The organism is Pedobacter sp. GW460-11-11-14-TSB4, from assembly GCF_059423705.1.
Map to the genome: position 1 here is coordinate 59054 of NZ_JBWKYI010000017.1, position 22342 is coordinate 81395.

Annotated in this window: 25 protein-coding genes; 5 read left to right on the plus strand and 20 right to left on the minus strand. The window is 39.1% G+C overall.

Translation table 11 applies throughout. From position 1 onward, the window contains the following. Position 1: 1 nt before the first annotated feature. The 7 genes from rplD to AC07YT_RS16575 all read right to left on the minus strand — a co-directional run bounded on the left by rplD (position 2) and on the right by AC07YT_RS16575 (position 5230). Complete coding sequence (gene rplD, locus AC07YT_RS16545) at positions 2-631, minus strand: 50S ribosomal protein L4 (protein ID WP_055910081.1); 630 nt, start codon at positions 629-631, stop codon at positions 2-4. 4 nt (positions 632-635) lie between these two features. Continuing rightward, positions 636-1253 carry a 50S ribosomal protein L3 gene (gene rplC / locus AC07YT_RS16550; protein WP_056849254.1) on the minus strand — a complete coding sequence of 206 codons (618 nt, stop codon included), beginning with the start codon at positions 1251-1253 and terminating at the stop codon, positions 636-638. A gap of 172 nt (positions 1254-1425) precedes the next feature. Beyond that, on the minus strand, positions 1426-1821 hold the full coding sequence (locus AC07YT_RS16555) for a DUF1634 domain-containing protein (protein ID WP_086547744.1): 396 nt from the start codon (positions 1819-1821) through the stop codon (positions 1426-1428). Next, entirely contained in the window at positions 1821-2654 is an 834-nt protein-coding gene (locus AC07YT_RS16560; protein WP_086547745.1) for a sulfite exporter TauE/SafE family protein, read from the minus strand. The genes AC07YT_RS16555 and AC07YT_RS16560 overlap by 1 nt, the downstream gene beginning before the upstream one ends. Before the next feature lie 403 nt (positions 2655-3057). Further along, entirely contained in the window at positions 3058-3285 is a 228-nt protein-coding gene (locus AC07YT_RS16565; RefSeq protein WP_086547746.1) for a hypothetical protein, read from the minus strand. 88 nt (positions 3286-3373) lie between these two features. After that, a complete protein-coding gene (locus tag AC07YT_RS16570; protein ID WP_086547747.1) occupies positions 3374-3964 on the minus strand; it encodes a hypothetical protein in 591 nt (196 codons plus the stop codon). A gap of 9 nt (positions 3965-3973) precedes the next feature. Beyond that, positions 3974-5230, minus strand: a complete 1257-nt coding sequence (locus tag AC07YT_RS16575) for a prephenate dehydrogenase (RefSeq protein WP_086547748.1) — start codon at positions 5228-5230, stop codon at positions 3974-3976. A gap of 171 nt (positions 5231-5401) precedes the next feature. Here AC07YT_RS16575 and AC07YT_RS16580 point away from each other — a divergent pair, with 171 nt between their 5' ends. Continuing rightward, positions 5402-6013, plus strand: a complete 612-nt coding sequence (locus AC07YT_RS16580) for a hypothetical protein (RefSeq protein ID WP_086547749.1) — start codon at positions 5402-5404, stop codon at positions 6011-6013. A gap of 1605 nt (positions 6014-7618) precedes the next feature. Here the strand turns inward: AC07YT_RS16580 and AC07YT_RS16585 are convergent. The 4 genes from AC07YT_RS16585 to AC07YT_RS16600 all read right to left on the minus strand — a co-directional run bounded on the left by AC07YT_RS16585 (position 7619) and on the right by AC07YT_RS16600 (position 12977). Further along, positions 7619-8497: a PorP/SprF family type IX secretion system membrane protein gene (locus tag AC07YT_RS16585; protein WP_086549414.1), complete on the minus strand. Its 879-nt coding sequence runs from the start codon at positions 8495-8497 to the stop codon at positions 7619-7621. 13 nt (positions 8498-8510) lie between these two features. Next, positions 8511-9014, minus strand: a complete 504-nt coding sequence (locus AC07YT_RS16590; RefSeq protein WP_086547750.1) for a T9SS type B sorting domain-containing protein — start codon at positions 9012-9014, stop codon at positions 8511-8513. A 5-nt stretch (positions 9015-9019) separates the two neighbouring features. Beyond that, entirely contained in the window at positions 9020-11359 is a 2340-nt protein-coding gene (locus tag AC07YT_RS16595; RefSeq protein ID WP_086547751.1) for a DUF8740 domain-containing protein, read from the minus strand. Positions 11360-11633: 274 nt separating this feature from the next. Beyond that, positions 11634-12977: a deoxyguanosinetriphosphate triphosphohydrolase gene (locus tag AC07YT_RS16600; RefSeq protein WP_478359266.1), complete on the minus strand. Its 1344-nt coding sequence runs from the start codon at positions 12975-12977 to the stop codon at positions 11634-11636. A gap of 142 nt (positions 12978-13119) precedes the next feature. On the opposite strand from AC07YT_RS16600, the gene AC07YT_RS16605 reads away from it, so the two are divergent. Together AC07YT_RS16605 and AC07YT_RS16610 are read left to right on the plus strand one after the other, a co-directional pair. Next, entirely contained in the window at positions 13120-13482 is a 363-nt protein-coding gene (locus AC07YT_RS16605; protein WP_086547752.1) for a hypothetical protein, read from the plus strand. Between the two features lie 10 nt (positions 13483-13492). Continuing rightward, the gene (locus AC07YT_RS16610) at positions 13493-13687 is read left to right on the plus strand and encodes a hypothetical protein (protein WP_086547753.1); all 195 of its coding nucleotides are present in this window, start codon (positions 13493-13495) and stop codon (positions 13685-13687) included. A 271-nt stretch (positions 13688-13958) separates the two neighbouring features. Here AC07YT_RS16610 and AC07YT_RS16615 read toward each other — a convergent pair whose 3' ends face one another. The 7 genes from AC07YT_RS16615 to AC07YT_RS16645 all read right to left on the minus strand — a co-directional run bounded on the left by AC07YT_RS16615 (position 13959) and on the right by AC07YT_RS16645 (position 18559). Continuing rightward, complete coding sequence (locus tag AC07YT_RS16615; protein ID WP_086547754.1) at positions 13959-14243, minus strand: hypothetical protein; 285 nt, start codon at positions 14241-14243, stop codon at positions 13959-13961. A 147-nt stretch (positions 14244-14390) separates the two neighbouring features. Continuing rightward, positions 14391-14684 (minus strand): hypothetical protein, encoded by a 294-nt coding sequence (locus AC07YT_RS16620; protein ID WP_086547755.1) that lies wholly within the window; start codon positions 14682-14684, stop codon positions 14391-14393. A 52-nt stretch (positions 14685-14736) separates the two neighbouring features. Next, on the minus strand, positions 14737-15042 hold the full coding sequence (rpsJ, locus tag AC07YT_RS16625; protein ID WP_008244591.1) for a 30S ribosomal protein S10: 306 nt from the start codon (positions 15040-15042) through the stop codon (positions 14737-14739). A 136-nt stretch (positions 15043-15178) separates the two neighbouring features. Then, positions 15179-17293, minus strand: coding sequence for an elongation factor G (gene fusA, locus AC07YT_RS16630; RefSeq protein WP_086547756.1), 2115 nt, complete (start codon positions 17291-17293; stop codon positions 15179-15181). 127 nt (positions 17294-17420) lie between these two features. Further along, a complete protein-coding gene (gene rpsG / locus AC07YT_RS16635; protein ID WP_029278632.1) occupies positions 17421-17888 on the minus strand; it encodes a 30S ribosomal protein S7 in 468 nt (155 codons plus the stop codon). 17 nt (positions 17889-17905) lie between these two features. Beyond that, a complete protein-coding gene (gene rpsL, locus AC07YT_RS16640) occupies positions 17906-18319 on the minus strand; it encodes a 30S ribosomal protein S12 (RefSeq protein ID WP_029278631.1) in 414 nt (137 codons plus the stop codon). A gap of 18 nt (positions 18320-18337) precedes the next feature. Beyond that, positions 18338-18559 carry a hypothetical protein gene (locus tag AC07YT_RS16645; protein ID WP_086547757.1) on the minus strand — a complete coding sequence of 74 codons (222 nt, stop codon included), beginning with the start codon at positions 18557-18559 and terminating at the stop codon, positions 18338-18340. Positions 18560-18827: 268 nt separating this feature from the next. On the opposite strand from AC07YT_RS16645, the gene AC07YT_RS16650 reads away from it, so the two are divergent. Next, positions 18828-19733: a prohibitin family protein gene (locus AC07YT_RS16650; protein WP_086547758.1), complete on the plus strand. Its 906-nt coding sequence runs from the start codon at positions 18828-18830 to the stop codon at positions 19731-19733. Between the two features lie 186 nt (positions 19734-19919). Continuing rightward, positions 19920-20492 (plus strand): rhodanese-like domain-containing protein, encoded by a 573-nt coding sequence (locus AC07YT_RS16655; protein ID WP_086547759.1) that lies wholly within the window; start codon positions 19920-19922, stop codon positions 20490-20492. Here the strand turns inward: AC07YT_RS16655 and AC07YT_RS16660 are convergent. Further along, positions 20476-20934 carry a hypothetical protein gene (locus AC07YT_RS16660; protein ID WP_086547760.1) on the minus strand — a complete coding sequence of 153 codons (459 nt, stop codon included), beginning with the start codon at positions 20932-20934 and terminating at the stop codon, positions 20476-20478. The genes AC07YT_RS16655 and AC07YT_RS16660 overlap by 17 nt on opposite strands. A gap of 4 nt (positions 20935-20938) precedes the next feature. Then, on the minus strand, positions 20939-22339 hold the full coding sequence (locus AC07YT_RS16665) for an aryl-sulfate sulfotransferase (RefSeq protein WP_086547761.1): 1401 nt from the start codon (positions 22337-22339) through the stop codon (positions 20939-20941). Positions 22340-22342: the final 3 nt, after the last annotated feature.

A 22342-nucleotide genomic window follows, 5' to 3' on the forward strand; every position in this document is an offset into this window, starting at 1 on the left:
ATTATTTGGCAAATGCCTCCTCCAAAGTTTTAACAGAATCAGCAGTTAACACAAGTACACCAGCGTTTAATACATCATAAGTATTCAAATCTGCTGCAGCAATCACTTTAGTTTTCTGAACGTTTCTGCTTGATAAATAGATATTATTATTTTGTGCAGGTAAAACCAATAAAGTTTTTTGAGTACCTACGTTTAACGCAGCCAATAAACTTGTATAGTTTTTAGTTTTAATTGTATCGAAGTTGAAATCTTCTAAAACTACCACGTTGTTATCTTTTGCTTTATATGCTAAAGCAGATTTACGTGCTAATGATTTTAATTTCTTGTTCAATTTAAAACTGTAATCACGTGGCTGAGGACCGAAAACACGACCACCACCGTTAAATAACGGAGATTTAATGCTACCAGCACGGGCACCACCTGTACCTTTTTGTTTGTATAGTTTGCGAGTTGAACCAGCAATCTCATTACGTTGTTTAGATTTGTGAGTACCTTGACGTTGGTTAGCCAAATACTGTTTTACATCTAAATAAATCGCGTGGTCGTTAGGCTCGATACCAAATACCGATTCAGGAAGTTGCACCTTGGCACCTGTTTCTTTACCTGAAATGTTTAATACTTTAACTTCCATCTGATTACTTGTCTAAGATTACGTAAGAACCTTTAGCTCCTGGAATGGAACCACTAACTACTAATAAGTTTTGCTCAGCATAAACTTTCAAAACCTGTAAGTTCTGAACTTTTACCCTGTCTCCACCTGTTCTTCCTGCCATGCGCATTCCTTTGAATACACGTGAAGGGAATGATGATGCTCCCAATGAACCTGGGGCACGTAAACGGTTATGCTGACCGTGAGTCTGCATACCAACACCGGCAAATCCGTGGCGTTTTACAACACCTTGAAAACCTTTACCTTTTGAGGTACCTACAACATCAACAAAATCGCCTTCTGCGAATGCGTCAACGGTTACTACATCACCTAAATTAAGTGAAGTTGTAAACGAATCGAATTCTACCAGCTTGCGTTTCGGAGTTGTGTTTGCTTTCGCGAAATGGCCTTTTAACGGTTGAGTTGTGTTTTTCTCTTTTTTCTCATCGTAACCCAATTGGATTGATGAATACCCGTCTTTTTCTTCGGTCTTTACTTGTGTAACTACACAAGGCCCAGCCTCGATTACCGTACAAGGAATGTTTCTTCCTTCGGCATCAAAGATACTGGTCATTCCTACTTTTTTTCCAATAATTCCTGACATTTTATCTTTTCTTTTTAACACCCATCGAAGCAGTAGGGCTTCGTTCAAGGTGGTTGTACATCCCCCGAAAGGGACGGCAAAGATAGACAAGAATTATTAATTTTCAAATAGTTAGCCAAATATTTTTTCAAATAAATTGCTGATATGATGGGATTTAACTAAAAAAGAGATGTTAATGTGCCAAACCACCATTTAAACTGATGGTTATGATGGTTAAAATGATAAATCCAATCAGTACATATAGGTAATCGCGCTCAATTAAAAAGCTAAAAATAGCGAAAACAATGCGGGCAACTGGCGTAAAAATTAACATCAGGATCCCAAACTGCACAATGGCATCGCCCTGAAATGTAGATAGCCCCTTAAATATGGCCACTATAGAAGAAAACTTGCTGAGCTCGGGTTTAAAAACTTTATAGTCGGTAATGGCTCCATTATGATGGATCAGGAAAATGGCACCACCTATTAATACGATGCTCATCGAAATAATTACCCCTGCACGCAAAAGCGTACCCAAAATTACCTGGATATCTTTATCGTTTAGGTTTTCTTTTCCTGCTTTACTCATTATAATCCGCTTATTCCTTTATATATCATCTGCAGTGCCAAAAAAGCAACCACCACCGCAAATACAATTTTAAGTCTACCGGTTTTAGCCTTTAACAAAACTTTCGAGCCAACGGTTGCGCCGGTTAAAACGCCAATACACACCGGCATGGCAATGCCCGGATCAATCTGGCCACGGTGCAAATAAACCACTGCACTGGCCGCCGCCGTAACACCCATCATAAAATTACTGGTCGTGGTTGATACCTTAAAGGGCAAACGCATAATATTATCCATTGCGATTACTTTTAGTGCTCCACTTCCAATACCCAGCAAACCCGATAATGTTCCGGCAAAAAGCATCATTAAAAACCCGCCCGGAACATGTTTTACTGCATAAGCATGATCTACACCTTTATCAGGATAAGATCCGTTAAGTTTAAAAAAATTGGCCCATTTATCGGAATTATCTAAAGTAGTATGATCTACTTTTTTCTTTAAGGTCATGATGGCCGAAAAAATCAGGATACAGCCAAATAGAATGGCGATATAGTTGGCATTAAGGTAAACGGCTACAATTGCCCCACAAACGGCTCCTATTGTCGTAGCGATCTCTAAAAACATACCGATACGAATATTGGTAATCCCTTCTTTTACGTAAGCAGCCGCAGACCCCGAAGAAGTAGCGATAACAGAAACAATGGATGCACCAATGGCATAATGAATATCGACCCCCAAAGCCAGCGTGAGTAAGGGTATAATAATTACCCCACCACCCAAGCCTGTTAGCGAGCCCAATAAGCCGGCTAAAAAAGCACCTAATAAAACGATAATGGTAAACAGCAATACCGACATGCGGACAAATATAATGCACTGTTTTTGGCTAAACGAAGGATTGAGGGAATAAAATAAAGTCTATATGTTATATGGATGATGTAAGATGGGTGATGGAAAATGGCAACAGATGAGAAAAATTTATTTATAGAAGGAGATTTACTTGTGTGGCGTAAACGCACTACCCGTATTTGGTGAGCAGTAATTTTATACGATATTCTATAATGATATTTTTCAAAGGCCCTCCAACTGCCATCATTATTGATTTTATATTTATCTAGAGCGTATTTTTCGGGATGCTCACTAAGTGCTATAGTCTAATCAATAAGTTCATCGCGAACCAATATTGCGTGCTTTAAAGAATCTAATGCGATATAATGATAAATTTTTTCCAGTTCTAGCCTTGCTCCTTTACTCCAAACAACTACCATTTACTAGCCTCAGTTTTTAATTGAGCTGCAGAAATAAAATCACCTTGTTCTATTTCAGAATCCCCATCTTCAAGCTCTGCATTATACTGTTCCAATGTTTGAGGTTTCTCAAGTATTCCTTCAGATTTATCTATATTATAATTTAGACCCAATGCATCCAAAACAGCCTTAACAGCTTTCTCTGATTTCTTATTGTCTATATTTACAGTTAGCGTGATCATAATTATAAAGTTAAAAAATAATATGCAGAATTGTTAAACCGTTCTACCTTTAAAATTGCATTGTTGTCAAATTTGATAGGCCATTTAACTAAAACTTGTAATGAAGCTTACTTTCCTTGTTCAAATCCACATGCCGGAAACTTTCCAGCAATTCGAAAGCAATTTGCCTAACCGTTTCGGGTATTGGGTTAATGGTGGATTGGTTACCCCCGGCATCTTTTATCGTCCAGCCCGAAGTGTTTAACACAATACTACCGGTAGCCGCTGATTTAATTAACTTGCCTCTTGTATACGCAATCCCGTCCGAATCAATGATCACCTTTTTATTATTCCACCAGTTTTCCTGGGATACTTTTTTTAATTCGGAACGATCTAATTTAGCAGCATAACCCCACCCTTTCCCTGTTTGATGGGTCAGTTTCAATAAACCGATAAAATTGGTCAGGCTTTTAGGATTATAGATTTCAGCACTACAATACATTTCATAGTGATTCACTTTGAGTTGCCCCAGCAATGCTTTTGCGTGATCGGAATTATGAAAAATTAAAGCGATTTTCTCCGCAATTGAAGAAATAACAGCATCGGTTCCGCTATCATACTCACTACAAAACACTTCTATATCCTTTAATTGTTGTTGCAACAGCGAAACCAGTTCAGCTTTGTTGAGATTGGTTTTCATCCCTAACCGTTACTTGCCTAAGCGCTTAATCATTTCCGCACTTAAATCCCTACCATCATTTAAGCGGTTGGCAAAAAATGATTTGGCAGCTTCGAAATGTTCTTTGTAACCTTTTAAATCGCCATAACCGATAATCGATGCCCATTCGTGCACCGCGGTGTGGAATTCCAAATCGTCGCCACGGATAGATTTATCATATAAAGCCGTATTGATTGATTCTTCCAACATCGCTTCGTTTTTGAAAAGGTATTCGGCAATGCCCAACCTTAGTTTAAAGGGCGGGGTTTGGCAGATCAGGTTATCGTAAGGGTTTACGCCCATTTTATACCAGGCATATACCATGCTTAACAAACTTAAATGCGAATTGGGTTTCTGTTTATGGCTCGCATCCGATAAGCTGAATTCTTTCATGATGTTATCGTCCAGCAGTAAAAGTGCCCGGCTCTCGTGAAAAACGAAATCGCGTGCAGCGTAAATCTTTTCCCTAAACTCAGTTTCATTTTCACAGATCATCAGCTTAAACAATTCAGATTCTGCCTGCGCATAATATTTTACCTGTTTCTGTGCATAAGGATTTAAAATGGCCAAACCAGCGTAAATGTGCGATTTGTAGCTAAAAATTCTCAGTGTAGTTAAAATTTTCACATTATCGATCCCTCCTGCATAAGCCGGATTATCCCAGGGGAAAAACCCTGCATTTTTCCAGGCGGAACCCATGCTTTCGAAACCCATGTGTGTTACCGCCTGCGTATCGGCCACAATGCGGTCGTGCTCCCTATAATCGTCCATTTCAATAATGTTCGATTTTAAAGATTTATAGATTTCCAGCGCTTTGGCATACACCGCATCGGTAGCACGGTGGCGCACCACTACCAGCGTTTGCCCTTCCGGACTAAATGCAGGACCATGTAAAGAATGACAGGTTACAATCTGGGTATCTTCTGGAAGGTGTTTTTCGAAAGCTGCAATTTCGGGATGTTTAACCGAGGTTTGTCCGGCAACTATGGCGCCATATTTAGTAGAGCGGGCAAAAGTAGCCACTACCTCATCAATTTTTTCGGCCTCCACACAATAGATAATAAAGTCTGATTTACGCGCTACCTCATGTCCATCGATTAAAACTTCAATTCCTTTAGGTTCCAGCTCATTTTTTAAATCTGTAAAACGCAAGGGCATATCTGCCCCACATACCTTATAACCAGCGTTTATAAACGATAGCGCATACAATTTGCCCATATCGCCTAAACCAATAATTCCTATTTGCATGAAACAAATGTAACCTATCGCAAATAAATTTATAATAAAACTTAGATAAAATTGTTATTTAGAATGTTAAACCAGAACAATTTTATCGATTTGCCAAAACCTTAAACAAATTTTATTAACCGGAAAATAGATAAAAATGTAGTTTTACATTCTAACACCTATATTTAAACTATGCAGAAAATTAAACACACCCTATTGTTTTTAGGCGCTATGCTATTTATAAACGTTGCGTTTGGGCAAACTTTACCTGACACCACGAAAAATACCGATCCATCATTAAATGGCCAGTATCAGTTCATGTTAAAGAAATCTAAAAGCTTCAACGGCGCAAGGCTGATCAATCCGTCACGCTTATCATCGCTTTGGAAAAGTGTTAGTGATACGCTCAGAAAAGAACGCAAGCAGCTGCAAGAGGCACGTCAGGAAATTAAAGCACAGGCCGATAACATTTCGAGCTTAAAAGGCGAAGTAAATGGAAAAGAAAGTTCGCTGGCCAATGCCAATGCAGCCGTTAACGAAATTAAATTTTTAGGCATATCTTTTAATAAAGGTACTTACAATACCATTGTTTGGGCCATTATTATTGTCCTTGGAGTAGGTTTGGCCTTTGTCATTTTTCAATCCGGCAAATTAAGGCACGAAGCGAAATACAGAACGGAGCTTTATCAGGAAGTGGCCGATGAGTTTCAGGCACACAAGGTAAAAGCAAAAGATAAAGAAATGAAACTTGCACGTGAGCTGCAGGATGAACGTAATAAATGGGACGACGGAAGGGGAAGATAACTTAATCCTTCGACAGGCCACCATTGACAGACTTCAATAGAAAAATCGTCATCTCGACCGAAGGAACGCGGAGCGGAGAGATCTTTAAACTATTGATTTATGTAATCAATTAAAACTCAGGATGACCATACTTTTTCATAAGTAAAGCAGGGCTTGTGGTACTTCGGTTCCGCTAGCCCCGCCATTCGCTTTACCTCACTACGTTCAGTGTTCGCTACTGTCGGGTTTATTTGAATGTAGGCTTGTGCTTGATAGAAAATACCACACGCCTAAAACACGAAACGTTCCTACGGAACGAAAAAAAAATAAACATTTTTTTTCTACCTACGAGTCGTCCCTACGGGACGAATAATCCTTATACGAAACAAAAGGCTGGATGGTAGTTAAACACTAAACATACCTGTTTTCTTCTTAGCTTGATGACAGTGCATGGTGAGATCGAAGGAAAGGGCAAATTATCATCACTAATCGTCCCATCATAACGAATAATCTCTATACGCAATAAAAAGCCTGGATGGTGGCTAAACACTAAACATACTTGTTTTCTTAGCTTGGTGACAGTTCACTGTGAGACAGAAGGCAAGGGCAAATTATCATCACTAATCGTCCGATCGTGACGATTAATATCTATACGTAATATCTATACGCAACAAAAAGCCTGGATGGTAGTTAAACACTAAACATACCTGTTTTCTTCTCAGCTTGATGACAAATACACAATGAGACCGGATGCAAGGGCAAATTATCATCACAAATCGTTCAGTCATGACGAATAATCTTTATCCGCAACAAAAAGCCTGGATGGTAGCTAAACACTAAACATACCCGTTTTCATCTTAGCATGATGACAGTAGACGATGAGACCGAAAGCAAGGACAAATTATCATCACAAATCGTCCTATTGGGACGAATAATCCTTATACGAAACAAAAGGCTGAATGGTAGCTAAAGACTAAACATACCTGCTTTCTTCTTAGCTTGATGATAGTATACGATGAGACAGAATGCATGGGCAAATTATCATCGCAAATCGTCCTATTGGGACGAATAATCCTTATACGAAACAAAAGGCTGGATGGTAGCTAAACATACGTGTTTTCTTCTTAGCTTGATGACAGTGCACGGTGAGACCGAAGGCAAGGGCAACCTTATCATCACAAATCGTCCTGATGGGACGAATAATCCTTATACAAAACAAAAGGTTGGATGGTAGCTAAACACTAAAAGTACCTGTTTTCTTCTTAGCTTGATGACAGTACACGATGAGACAGAATGCATGGGCAACCTTATCATCACAAATCGTCCCGTCGGGACGCCTGCCTGGTAGCCAATTGATATCATGGGCATTTTTCGTTCCGTAGGAACGTTTGGTGATAGACCCATTAATAGACCACACCATTTGGCCACCTAAATCCGATTGAAGCGGTTCCGATCCTTCATCGGAATTAGCGGACAGCGGGACTGCTTTTCGCCAAAGCTAATGGAACTGCTTTCCAAAAAGATAACGGTTAAAAAAACAATTAAATTATTGGATAAATCTGTGTGTACACTTAACAATAGATTTCTCCATTCCGTTACACTTCAGTCGAAATGACGATAACATATTTAATTCTTAATGCTATATTTCAAGCCAACTTCAAATTCGCCGTTGCTATAACTCTGCATTTTTGAGGTATTGGTAGTGTACTGAAACAAAACCGAAAACTGATTTTTATAATTTGCGCCAAAACCTGCAGTAAAGCTGTTGGTACTATGATATATGCCGTTCAGCATGAGTTTGTTTTCTAAAAATTGGAGGTTTACACCTGCATCGAAAATACCATCATAATTCTGCACCCCTCTGTACACCAATTTTGGTTCGATACTGTTTATGACCTTATCGGTATTAAATTTATAACCTGCGGCAATAAAATAAATCGATCGGTCTACCACGTTGCGCAGTACATCTCTTTTAAAAAACCGTTTAAGATTAGGCAAAGCACCCTGAAGCGTCAATCTATCGGTGCGGTAAGCTACCCCAAAATCGCCATCCAGATATAACCTGCGATCATTAAAACTATTGAGTACATCATCGTCTAAATCGCCTTTGGCTTTACCAAGGTCAACCCATTCGTTCATGATACCAGCCGATAAACCAAAATCCAGGAAGCTGGCCTCGCCGTTTAAAGGTAAATGGTAAGAATAGGTTACGGTTGCCCTCGTCCGGTTAATGGCTCCGGCACCTTCATTGTAAAAAAGCACCCCCAAACCTACTTTATTACCGGCCAAACCATAATCGCCAGTTAAATATTGAATTTTTGGCGCACCATCTACTCCTGTCCACTGCGTTTTAAATGCGGCATTTAAATTTAATCCGGTTTCTAAACCCGCCATTGCCGGATTGGCCAGAAACTGGTTCTGATAGTAGATGCTCCCCATTGGGTTAAGCTGTGCAAGTGCCGGCATCGCAAACAAAAACAACAGCCCCGCTATATAACATTTCATTTCTCTCACGCTGTTATTTTTTATATAAGATTGATATAAAACCTTTAATAGAGCCATCAGCCCCCAAATCGAGCATATAATAATAGGTATCCTCCGTAAGTGGCTTCCCATTAAAGTAGCCATCCCAGTTGTTCTGGTAGCTTTGGGTAGCATAAATCAGCCTTCCTCCCCTATCAAAAATGGATAATTTGTTGTTCGGATATTTTTCTAAGCCCTTAATTACAAAAAAATCGTTTTTCCCATCTCCGTTTGGGCTAAGAATATTATTTACAATAGCTACTTCGGCAGTAGTTTGTATAATGAGAAAGGGCTGTAAAAAACCCTGGGTTAAGGTTGTGTTGGTGACCTGAAAAGTTTGTACCAGGGCCATTTCACCGATACTAAAATCGTATAATTGATTATTAATCTTACCGCTGCCACTGGCCGAATTAACCACATAGGGCAAACTTTGCGCATTTACCTTTCTCCCGAAAAACATCAACAGCAGGAGAACAAACAAATAGGATATTTTTCTCATCGTGTTTAGTTTAAAGAAATCCAGGCTGCGCCGTCACTTTGAATGGTGAAGGTTTTTGCTCCGGTAATGGTGGTGATATTAGAATCATCATTCAACAAAACAGGACTATTTAACGTAACATCACCAGATGATAAAGCCTTCACAATGACATAAATCCTTCCTTTACAGCTCGATGCGGTTGGAAGATTAACATTTACCGCCGTACCTGCATTTTTTATCCGGACCGCATAATGACTCGCATCGAGTGTTAATGCGCCTGTGGCCGTATAGGTTAAAATACTTGCTGCAACAGAACCATTAATGTTTAAAGTACTGGCATTGGCCGGGGCATAAGCCGTAGAAGTAGCAGCCGCAGTTCCGTTAAGGGTTAATGTACCGCCATTCGCTGCAAAATCGCCGGTTATTAATGGGTATGAAGTACTGGAGTTAGCTACAACCAGGGTATTACTTACGTTTGTACTGTTAGCTGCAGCATTGCTTCCAATAAAAACATTCCCGGCACCATTGTTTTTCGAACCAGCTGCATAACCCACTGCGGTATTATTGTCGCCATTACTGGCTTCGAGCGCCAGGCTTCCTATAGCCGTGTTTGAAATGCCTGTTCCATTAGCCATTAGTGTATGAGTACCCACAGCTGTATTGTTTGATCCTACCGTATTAATGGCCAGGGCCTGCGAACCAAAACCACTGTTGTTGATCGCACTAAAACTGCGCTGTAAAACCTGGTAACCAAAAGCACTGTTTTCGTAACCTGAAATGTTTACAGATAATGCTTCGCGCCCGAATGCACTGTTGTAAAAGCCCGATACATTGGCGGTAAGTGTTTTATAACCGTAAGAAATATTGTTTTCGGATGAGTTGCCTAAACGGCCAGATTTTAAACCGTTAACCAAAAAGTTAATGGCTACATCATCTGTATTGCCTAAAAAATTATTGACTTGATCGGTATTACCCGTATTCCCTTTTAATGCCCATGCATTAGCATTTGCAAATAATGTCCTGCTGATTAATTCGGGTTTACCTGTTGTTGCGTTGGTGATGTACACTTTGTTGGCATCGCTCAGGCCATCGGTAGTTAGTTTAGCTAGGGTAACCGAAGCATCCGCCAGCTTTGGGCTGGTTACCGATCCATCGGCTAGTTGAAGCGTATTGACGGCCAAATCGTCGATATTAATATTTTTAACTTCTTTATTCCCGATTTTTATAGAGGTTACAGCAGCATCAGCCAGTTTTGGCGTGCTTACCGAAGCATCTGCAAGCTGCAGTGTGTTAACAGCTGCATCGTTTATATTGATATTTTTAACTTCTTTGTTTCCAATTTTTACCGAGGTTACGGCAGCATCGGCTAATTTTGGCGTTGTTACTGATCCATCTGCCAGTTTAAGGGTATTAACCGCTCCGGCATTGATATCAATGACCACATCTTTCAATAAAGCCGTAGCGCCATTAGCGCTAATGCTTAAATCGGTTGAGCTTAATGCCTTAGCACCTGATAATTGACTCACATCCAATGTTACGGGTTTCCAGGCTGCCCCATCAAATAGCAACACCTGATTATTAACTGGTGAAGCGGCATTTAATGTTTTTCCCTGAAGATTAGCTAATGTAGGGTTTGGGTAATTGCCTGTTAAGTCGCCTCCGGCTACGCCTGTAGATGGACCAACCGGGCCGATGTCCCCCTTATCTCCCTTATCGCCTTTTATTCCGGGTATCCCCTGCAAACCTTGTAATCCCGTAGCTCCAGTTGCCCCTGTATCTCCTTTTGCTCCCTGCGAGCCTGTTGCACCTACTGCCCCCTGTGCTCCCGCCGCTCCAGTTAAACCAATTGGCCCCTGAACACCAGCGGCGCCAGCAATACCGGCAGGCCCCTGTGGACCAGCAATACCTTGTGCACCGGCAGGGCCAGCTACACCCGGATCTCCTTTGGGTCCGACAGGCCCGTTGGCAGCATAAAGTGCATACGGAACACTTAGCAATTGTGCGGTTCCGGCCAGGCTAAAATTTGTACCATTATCCGGATCGATTTCAACCTTAACAAACTTTAATCCGCTTGCCCAGGTTACCCCAGCTATTGTACCATTAACCGAACTTGCACCCGAAGCGCCAATTACTAAGGTATATAAACCTAAAGCATTGGTCGTTATATTTCTTACTTCCGAATATTGAACGGTCCCTGTTGAAGAGGCATCCAAAATACTAATCCGCAAGGCTATATTTTTATTGGCCAATGGAGTACCGTTGGCATTTCTTGCCGCTCCCTGATAGTTAAATTGTTGTGGTGCCTGCGCTTTAACAGCCAAGGTCAAGCCCATGCTTAACAAAGCAATTAGTAAAAGTTTTTTCATGAATCGGGATGAGATCTAAAGTATCAGGCCTAAAAAATAAGGAGCCCAACGATCAAATCTAACAATTAGTACAAGTTACTGCATTCGCTTTACACGAAAGGCGAATTACAAATACTAAAACGATTTTAAACAACTACAAATCAACAACTTAAATAAAATTTAATTTTATAATTTTACACAAACACCGAATTTAAGGCTTGCTTAAGCCTCGAAATCAGAAGAAAAACAGCGCCTGACTGCGATTAATCGTAGGTAAAAAGCAAAATCAGATTTCTTAGGTTTCTGAAGGAAAGGATATCCCTTTAATATTGCGGTATAAATCAACTGCATACAAATCTGTCATACCCGAAACAAAATCCAGTACACTCTGTATGATCGAATAAATATCGGTCAAATCAGTATGGTATTGTTTGGGTATAAGTTTAACCAGTTTTTTGTAATAGTGTGTATTGTTATGAATAAGTGCTGGGACAAACTCTTCCAATAAACCAGCCATAATTTTATAACCGGCAACCTCTTTTTGTATCACTGATGAGAAATTGTAGATCCGCTCGACTGAAATTTTTTCAACAGCTTTCCAGGCCGAGATATAGGGTTCGGGCAGTAAATCGGTTAAACTATGGTTCAGCTCTCCCTTTAATAATTTTTCTTGCTCTCTAAAAAATATGGCCGCGCATTGGTTTGTTAAAGTATTAATCGCTTTGGCCCGCAACAAACCAATTTTAGCATCATCGTCTTCATAGTCGTGCTTTAACCGGTCTTCTATGGTGGTAGAATTGGCAAATGGTAACAGATAACTTTTTACTTCTTCGTAGGAAAGGATCTTTAAGCGGTGTGCATCTTCCAAATCAATGATGCTGTAACAGATATCATCGGCAGCTTCGACCAGATAAACCAAAGGATGGCGTTTATAAATGAGGTATTCGCCTTCTTCTTTCTCCAGCTGAAGTTCGGCTGCGATCTTTTTAAAAGTTTCTTCTTCAGACTGAAAGAAACCGTATTTTTTGCGATGCAACAATCCTTTTTGTTTACCAGCAATGGAGGCGCAGGGATATTTTGCAATCGAAGCTAAGGTTGAATAGGTTAAGGCATAAGCATCATTCCCTTTTCCTTTTAAAGGGTGGGTAAGAATCCGGATGGCATTGGCATTACCTTCAAAATTAATTAAATCATGCCACTGCGATTTGTTCATTTCTTTCTGATAAACCTTTCCGTCACCATCGGTAAAATATCTTGAAATGGCGGCTTCACCAGAATGCCCAAAGGCTGGGTTTCCCAAATCGTGCGCCAGTGCAGCGGCAGCTACAATATTACCCACTTCATTAATTAATGGAACATCTTTAATCAGTTGGGGCTGGTGTTCTTCCACGCTTTTTAAAAATATATTGGCCATGGAGCGGGCTACACTGGCCACCTCTAAACTATGCGTTAAACGGTTATGTACAAAAACACTTCCCGGTAATGGAAAAACCTGGGTTTTATTCTGCAACCTTCTGAAAGGAGACGAAAAAATCAACCGGTCGTAATCGCGCTGAAAATCTGAACGTGCCCGATCTGTGCTGGCACCGTATTGCTCTTGTCCGTATCTCTTATTCGAAAGTAAATATTTCCACTCCATTATCGCGTTGGCATTTAAAATTTGGCGCAAGTTAAACAAAACGCGAAAATGGTTAAGCATAAAAACATAGGTAAATTTTACCATTAAAATTGTGCTTCAAACTATTTCTAAGCTCATCTGTTTAATGTAAATAGACAATACTATGAAAACGAACATATATAACAAGGAAGAGCATATTGAAGGTTATGTAGGATCAGGCGATGAGCAATCAGAAAAGTCTGATGTACAAAAGGCTTATGAAGCTGCTAATGATACCGATGTCGTAACCAGTTATGGTAAAGAACCTAGCGAATTGATTAAGGGAAATCCTTTAGCAAAAGATGGCCTGGATAATTCAGGTACACAAGGTAAAGATTCCCTTAGTGACGATGCCTACAACAGTTCAGATAAGAACCCAAGCATCCAGAGTGCCGCAAGCCATACCGGAAGTTCATCTGACGATTTCAAAACGAATAACGGCATTAACGAAGCTGATGAAAATCATGCCTTAAATACAGGAATATAAACAAATAATTATGGGACTATTAAAATATGCCATTTTAGGCGCAGCAGCCGTATATGGTTTTAAATATGCTACAAAAAAGCGGGCAACTGACGGAAAATCGTTAATTGATGACTTTAAGGAAAAAGCTCCAGGGTATGTGGATAAGGTTAAAAATTATTCTGAACAAATAAGGCAGGACTATCGCCAGACAAGCGATTTATACTGACAATTAATCGGGTACAGAAAGACATCCGTAATTGACATATATCAATATGTTAATGCCCTACGGTTTGTAAATTGACAATAAGTTCTTGAAATTTGCAGGGCTGTAGGATTCGCGACAAAGATTAATAAAATCAGAGACTAAACTATTTAAGGGCATTTGCTACTTGATTAACGCATTTCAGTTGTGGAATCCTAATTAATTTCCATCTACCGGAAAATGCATAGATCTTATAAAGGGATTATTCTACATGAATAGTCTCTTTATAAATAGATCATAAATCTTTCCCACTCAAACCTTTTTCATTATTCTTGTTTCTATTCCCAATGTCTTCACCCTGGCTTAAATTCGAATTATTTAAATTTTCATTTACGGCATGTTTAGGATCATTTTCTGTTTTCAATAAGTGCGACTCTTCAGGTTGATCTTTGCGTTTAAAATCGGCGCGTTTATGTCCATAAGTAGCCTCTCCATTATCCCATTCAATATCTTCCTCATTCCGGTTAATCTCCGAATTAGGGTCTATATTTTTATTCTCATTCATTTCCATAGCCATCATTTTTTGTAGATACTATAACAACAATTTGTACGATAAAAAAGTTTACTTCAAGTATTAATAACCTGAGTTAGATTGGATAATGTCCTTTTATTTAACCCTGTATGAACATTTTGTATGAACAGGCGTCACCTTACAATCCATTCTCAGCTACTTTACACCTTTACTCTGCTCTAGCTGCGTTCCACTATCTAAATCGTCTTTAGACGATCCATTTTCATCGCGGTGTTTTGGTGGATTTTCCATTCTACTTTCTTCCAGTTCAGAAAAATCACCATCTTTTTGATTGCCCACTTCGCCATGTGAAGAGGGTTTTTCTTTCCGTTCTTCTTTAGGATCAGCAAAATCCTGACCTTCAACCGGTAATCCTTCGTGCTTTTTATCTTCCTTAGTCATATCAGTACAACCAGCCAGGCCTGCTTTTGTTTTGGAATTTAGGTGCATAAAAAAAAGGCCCCGATTTGCATCGAGACCTTTTCTGTTCTTTTAAAATCAATTAAACTTTGATTTCAACTTCCACACCACTAGGTAATTCAAGTTTCATTAAAGCATCAACTGTTTTAGAGTTAGAGCTATAAATATCCAATAAACGTTTGTAAGCGCACAATTGGAACTGCTCTCTAGCTTTTTTGTTTACGTGTGGAGAACGTAAAACAGTAAAGATTTTTTTCTCTGTAGGAAGTGGAATTGGTCCACTTACAACTGCACCCGTAGGTTTAACAGTTTTTACGATTTTCTCAGCAGATTTATCTACCAAGTTGTAATCGTAAGATTTTAATTTAATTCTGATTCTTTGGCTCATCTTATTTTTAATTATGGTTTCCTGTTAGAGCTATTAACAACAGAAACCGGATTTATTTTTAAAAAGGTGGAGGGTTTAGGGTGTAAGGCTTAGGGTTTAAAACCTTTAACCTTACGCCTTTTACCTCATTCCTTATTTAGTCTTCAGATTTTACTCTTCCTTTAGATTTAGCAACTACTTCATCCTGTACGTTTTTAGGCGCAGCTTCATAGTGGTCAAATTCCATTGTAGAAGTTGCACGACCTGAAGTGATTGTACGTAACTGCGTTACATAACCAAACATTTCAGAAAGTGGCACAGTAGCTTTAATTACCTGAGATCCGTTACGGGTATCCATACCTAATAATTGACCACGACGACGGTTCATGTCACCGATTACATCACCCATGTTTTCTTCAGGGGTTAAGATTTCGATTTTCATGATTGGCTCCATCAAAGTAGGTTTACATTTCGGTAAAGCCTCACGATATGCCATACGGGCAGCAAGCTCGAATGATAAAGCATCTGAATCGACTGCGTGGAATGAACCATCAATCAAACGTACTTTCATATCAGGAAGCGGATAACCAGCTAATACACCGTTAGCCATTGCAGCAGCAAATCCTTTTTCTACTGAAGGGATAAACTCACGTGGAATAGAACCACCTGTAATTTCGTTTACGAACTGTAAACCACCTTTTTCGAAATCAGCATCAATTGGTGAAATAACCACCTGGATATCGGCAAATTTACCACGACCACCAGATTGTTTTTTATAAGTTTCACGGTGTTGAGTACTACCAAAAATTGCTTCTTTGTAAGCTACTTGTGGCGCACCCTGGTTAACCTCAACTTTAAATTCGCGTTTTAAACGGTCAATTAAAATATCTAAGTGTAACTCACCCATACCAGAGATAACGGTTTGGCCAGTTTCCTGATCAGTTTGCACTCTGAATGTAGGATCTTCTTCAGCTAATTTAGCCAAGCCCATACCTAATTTATCAACGTCAGCTTGAGTTTTAGGCTCAATAGCTAAACCGATAACCGGCTCAGGGAAGTTCATAGACTCAAGAACGATTGGGTTTTTCTCTTCACAAAGGGTATCACCAGTTTTGATATCTTTAAATCCTACTACTGCAGCAATATCACCAGCAGCCACATTAGGCACAGGGTTTTGCTTGTTAGCGTGCATTTGGAAGATACGGGAAATACGCTCTTTACTTTCTGAACGGGTGTTGTACACGTAAGAACCAGCTTCTAAGTTACCCGAGTAAACACGGATAAAACATAAACGGCCTACGAATGGGTCAGTTGCAATTTTAAATGCTAAAGCTGCAAATGGCTCATTGATACTTGGTTTTAATAAAACTTCAGCACCTGTATCTGGATTAGTACCAGTTACACCTTCTGAATCAAGAGGTGAAGGCAATAATTCCATCACATAATCCAACATGGTTTGAACACCTTTGTTTTTGAAAGATGAACCACAAACCATAGGAACGATTTTAGCATCTAAAACAGCTGCACGTAAAGCATCTAAAATTTCGCGCTCAGTGATTGAGTTTGGATCTTCAAAGAATTTCTCCATTAAAGACTCATCATAATCAGCAACTGATTCTAGTAATTTCTCTCTCCACTCCGCAACCTCATCTAACATATCTTCAGGGATTGGCACTTCAGTAAAGGTCATACCTTTATCATGCTCATTCCAAACGATACCACGGTTGTTGATCAAATCAACCACACCTTTAAAGTTATCTTCAGAACCGATAGGTAATTGTAATGGAACTGCATTACTACCTAACATATCTTTAACTTGTTTAACAACTTTTAAGAAGTCAGCTCCAGAACGGTCCATTTTGTTAACGAAACCGATACGGGCAACATTGTAGTTGTTAGCCAAACGCCAGTTGGTTTCTGATTGAGGCTCAACACCATCAACTGCAGAAAACAAGAACACTAAACCATCTAATACACGTAACGAACGGTTTACCTCTACGGTAAAATCCACGTGTCCTGGTGTATCGATAATGTTCATGTGGTAAGCCTGACCTCTGTATTTCCACTCAACCGTAGTTGCAGCAGAAGTGATCGTGATACCACGCTCTTGCTCTTGTGCCATCCAGTCCATTGTTGCAGCACCTTCGTGCACTTCACCAATTTTATGACTTACACCAGCATAATAAAGAATACGCTCAGTTGTTGTAGTTTTACCCGCATCAATGTGAGCCGCGATTCCAATATTTCTTGTAAATTTTAAATCTCTTGCCATTATGTTTTTAGTATTGATTTCACCGATTTAAAAGATTTCACCGATCATTTTACATAATCGGTGAAATCAATTTTATCTGTGTAATCCTATAATATCTGTGTAATCTTACTAATCTGTTAATCCTAAATTAGAATCTGAAGTGAGAGAACGCTTTGTTAGCCTCAGCCATTTTGTGCGTATCTTCTTTCTTCTTAACAGCAGCACCTTCACCTTTAGCAGCAGCTACGATTTCACCAGCTAATTTCTCTTTCATGGTTTTTTCGCCACGTTTACGAGCATATAAAATTAACCATTTCATACCTAAAGCTGTTTTACGCTCTGGTCTAACCTCAGTTGGAACCTGGAAGTTAGCACCACCAACACGACGAGATTTAACCTCTACAGCTGGCATAATGTTAGTTAAAGCACGTTTAAAGATCTCTAAACCGTTTTCGCCTGCTTTTTTCTCAGCAATTTCAACAGCATCGTAAAAAATTGAATAAGCGATAGATTTTTTTCCATCGTACATCATATTGTTTACAAAACGAGTTACCTGAACATCATTAAATTTTGGATCAGGAAGAATAATTCTCTTTTTTGGTTTTGACTTTCTCATTTCTTATTTCCTCCCGATTATTTCTTTTTACCTTTTGTTGGTGCCGCAACTACCTGTCCTGGTTTAGGACGTTTAGTACCATATTTAGAACGACGTTGGTTACGACCAGCTACACCTGATGTATCTAATGCACCACGGATGATGTGGTAACGTACACCTGGTAAATCTTTAACACGACCACCACGGATCAATACGATTGAGTGCTCCTGTAAGTTGTGACCTTCTCCAGGAATGTAAGCATTCACCTCTTTACCGTTCGTTAAACGAACACGGGCTACTTTACGCATTGCTGAGTTTGGTTTTTTAGGGGTAGTGGTGTACACACGTGTACATACACCTCTTCGCTGTGGACAGCTGTCCAACGCTGGAGACTTACTCTTGAACTCCAGTGCTACTCTACCTTTTCTAACTAATTGTTGAATGGTTGGCATTGTGCTTTTTTATGTTTTTTATTTAAAAAATTTACCGCTCCCCCGGCATCCTTGCAGATAGCCCATAAAACGGACTGCAAAAGTAGAACAATTCTTTTTAAAAATCAAGGGGTTAGCGTAAAAAGTTTTGAGTTTGCAATTATCAGTTTTCAGTTGAAGATTAAGGCGTTGCAGTTCCGTTTTCAGTTTTGAGTTTTCAGTCAACGGTTCTCGCTCTAAATCCCCTGGCGTGATCGTCATGCTGAACTTGTTTCAGCATCTGATTGAGCTGTTCAAATAATTTTTGGAAAGCAGTTTCAGTCATCCTTAGGCTGGCTTCGGCCCTGCTAATGTTACAAGCTCGCGAAAAACTCGCTTTCCACGTATATCAGGTTTAGTTAGCAAGGTAAACCGAGCGTGTTAACGGACTGATTTTCCGAAGCTAATTTCCATATACTCAAAACCACACCTGCCTTAATTCATAAAAGATTGTAGTAAATACTTTATCTTTAATAAAAATCTAAATTATATGTTCTTAAGTATTGTTGGAATTATTATCATTTTTATCGGCTTTGCCGTATCAAGCCAAAATAACCTTATTGGTCGTTATAGCAGTATCACTAAAATTATTGGTGTAGTGTTCGTGATCATTGGCTTATCATTTTCTATGTTTAAAGTTATCGATGCAGGCGAGGTTGGGGTTAAAACCGTTTTCGGAAAGGTTGATAACGAAGTTTTATATAGCGGCTTAAACGTAATTAATCCCATTGCCGTAATTACCCCTTTTGATGTTAAAACCCAAAACTACACCATGTCTGGCGTGCATGATGAGGGCAATAAGCAAACTGATGATGCTTTACGTGTTTTATCGGCAGATGGCCTGGAGGTGATCATCGATCTCTCCGTACTCTTCAGGGTAAAGGGAAGTGCTGCTCCAAATATCTTAAGGGAAATAGGCACCGATTATCTGGAAAAGATTGTTCGCCCGGTTTCCCGTACCGCCATACGCGATAACGCCGTTGCTTATGATGCCGTTGCATTGTACTCGAGTAAACGGGATGAATTTCAATCTAAAATATTTAACACCATAGAAAAGAGTTTTGCGAAAAGAGGTTTAGAGCTAGAACAACTTCTGGTGCGTAACATTACCTTGCCAGCATCAGTAAAAGCCAGTATCGAATCTAAGATAAATGCCGAACAGGATGCACAAAAGATGACGTTTGTGCTTCAAAAGGAACGCCAGGAAGCAGAACGGAAAAGAGTAGAAGCACAAGGTATTGCTGATTATCAGCGCATCCTTTCTACCGGATTAAGCGATCGCCAGCTCCAGTACGAATCGATTCTGGCTCAAAAAGAAATTGCGAAATCGGCCAATACCAAAGTGATTATTATGGGTAATGGCAAAACCGCACCGATTATTTTAGGTGGCAATTAATTCATGAAAATTCAAAAAAAAATCGACTATAGACTAAAAGTCCATAGGTTTAATGATGAATGAAATTAGTTGTTAAAAAAAGCCACAGATTCGCAGATTGTAGTTAATCTGTGTCAAAAAAATAAAATTTGCAGAAAAGAAAGTCTTGCACTAAGAGTGCATAGTTTCAACTAATGGATAAGACCAATGAAAACAAAAATCATCACCATCATATTTTGTAGCATCGCATATCTGTGTAATGCGCAAACATCATCAGCTACCAAAAGAAAGGCCAATGTAGATTTTGATGCTTACGAGAAACTCATCCCCGAGGTTAAAGCCCATCGCAAAAGTAAGCTCATTGATTTACCAACGTTTTTAAAAATGGCGCAAGAGAAAGGCACTGTTATTTTAGATACCCGTTCTGACAGTCTATTTAAACGGAAACATGTTAAAGGCGCCATTCATTTAAATTTTGCTGATTTCACGCAACAAAATCTGTTAAGGATTATCCCCAATGCGGATACCAAAATATTAATTTATTGCAATAATAATTTTATTGATGACCAGGTAAATTTCGCCAGTAAAGTAGTTATGCCTGTTTTAATAAAGAAAAAAATAGCCCCTATTTCGTTGGCCTTAAATATCCCTACTTACATTAACCTATATGGCTATGGATATAGAAATGTATATGAACTTTCTGAATTAGTAAGTACACAGGATAAACGAATAACCTTTGAAGGAACCATCGTTAAAGCTGTTATTAATTACAATCCTTAAAGTTATCCTTAAGTACTTTTAACCGCGCTACTGCTGCCTCTAGTTCTTTAGGTGCTTTACCATACTCGTAGGTAATTTTGTATTGTTTACCATCGGCATTGATGGCAATCCATTCTGCTCCTCCGTCTGCGCAATCAGGGCAGCCAATTACTTCTGGCAAAGCTGAAATCTTCTCCAGATTTAATTCGTTTTTAATGGCATTTACATCAGCCTCAGAAATTGTTTTGCTGCAAGTTTTGGTATCAGCTGTCTGCCCGTTTTTCGATTTAGAAAAAGTAAGTTTCAAATCGCTGATAAGTAAATTATTGGAACAATAGCCCACACACATCCCAAACGACGATCCATAACCAATGCTGTTTAAGTTTTTAATTTCGCCTTTTTTACATGCCGAAAAAGACAGGGTTATTAAAATTGCAAAAATGAGTGGTAAAGTTTTATTCATATGGTTAAGGTTTTAAATAAGGGCTTAATTGCTCCGAAGTTACAAATATCCCCCTATATGCAGGCACAGATGCTTCCATTGTCCATAACAATATACCTTTTCTATCCGTGAGTACAACAATGTGTCTTTTTGAGCTGCAGCACAATATATTGTCCTTATTAATCATGTAAGCGCTTCCCATGCGATCGTTATAGATTTGTGGGGGCAGCTGAATATGCATATCTAAACTTGCGCTTTGCGTCTGCTCGTTTAATTTAAAAGCATAAGCTCCTGATCGGTGTTTTTCTATTCCATTATCAAAAAACATTAAATTACCTTCAGCATTAATATGCACTGCATGGGCCTGGGAGAAATCTGTATGAGCTGGCATTTTAATGTTACCACCTTTGCCAAATTTCCAGATTACTTTGCCTGTTTTGGCATCAACTTTCCAAATTTGCCCATTATTGTAAAAGGAAATGATGTAGTTCCCGTCTTTATCATAGTTTAAGCTATTGGCATGCATCCAGTCTTTTTTGGTTTTAAGTAAAGACTTGTCACTAAAAGGATCAAGGCTATCAAACACACTCCATTTCCAGATCTGTTTACCTTTTTTATCCATCACTAAGATACCATCACCATTTATTGTATCCTGTTTGCTACCGCCGATATGGCTTAAATCGGTTATTTTCTGATCAACAAAAAGTGTAACCAACTCTCCCTTTTGATTTTTTAAAATCTCGTGGTGGATGGTCTGCTTAAAATCGCCCTGGCCTTTTTTTAAGTTTAAAACCGTATCTCCATCTAAGTTAATTTCCAATATCTGGCTACCGTAGCTTGTTGGTTCATCATTGCCGCCCAAAATAGAAAGCAAGGTTTTATCTTTTGTAAAATTAATTACTTTGAAACCTACATTATCAATCATATGGTACCACCGCAGCCTCCCTTTATAATCGACCAGATAGGCCATCCCAGGCGAATATCGTTTGTTAACCAGGATTAATCCGTTCTTAAGTTCTTTGGGAATTAGTTTATCATCGGCACTTTTTGCTTTAAACTGGTCTTTAAGCCATTCAGGCAAATCGTTAGAAACGAAAGTGTAAGTCTTACTTGTTTTTTTTGCCCCGTTTTTTACGGTAATAATCTGATAAGCATAACTTGTTTTGGGAATAATATTGCATAGCACAAATTTGTGACTGCTTTTATCTTTAGATAGCGCAGTACTTTCCTTTTGTGCGTTTGCAATTTTATCTGGCCAATATTCTACATAGGCATCTACGGCAGTATTGGCCGTTACATCAATCTGTATTTTTAATACATTGTTATTATGTAGTCCTACCTTTATTTCTTCGATGCCATCGCTCGTGTAACATCCATAAAAAGCAAATATTAACAGTAAAGCAACAAGTTTTAAAAAGTATCTCATAAA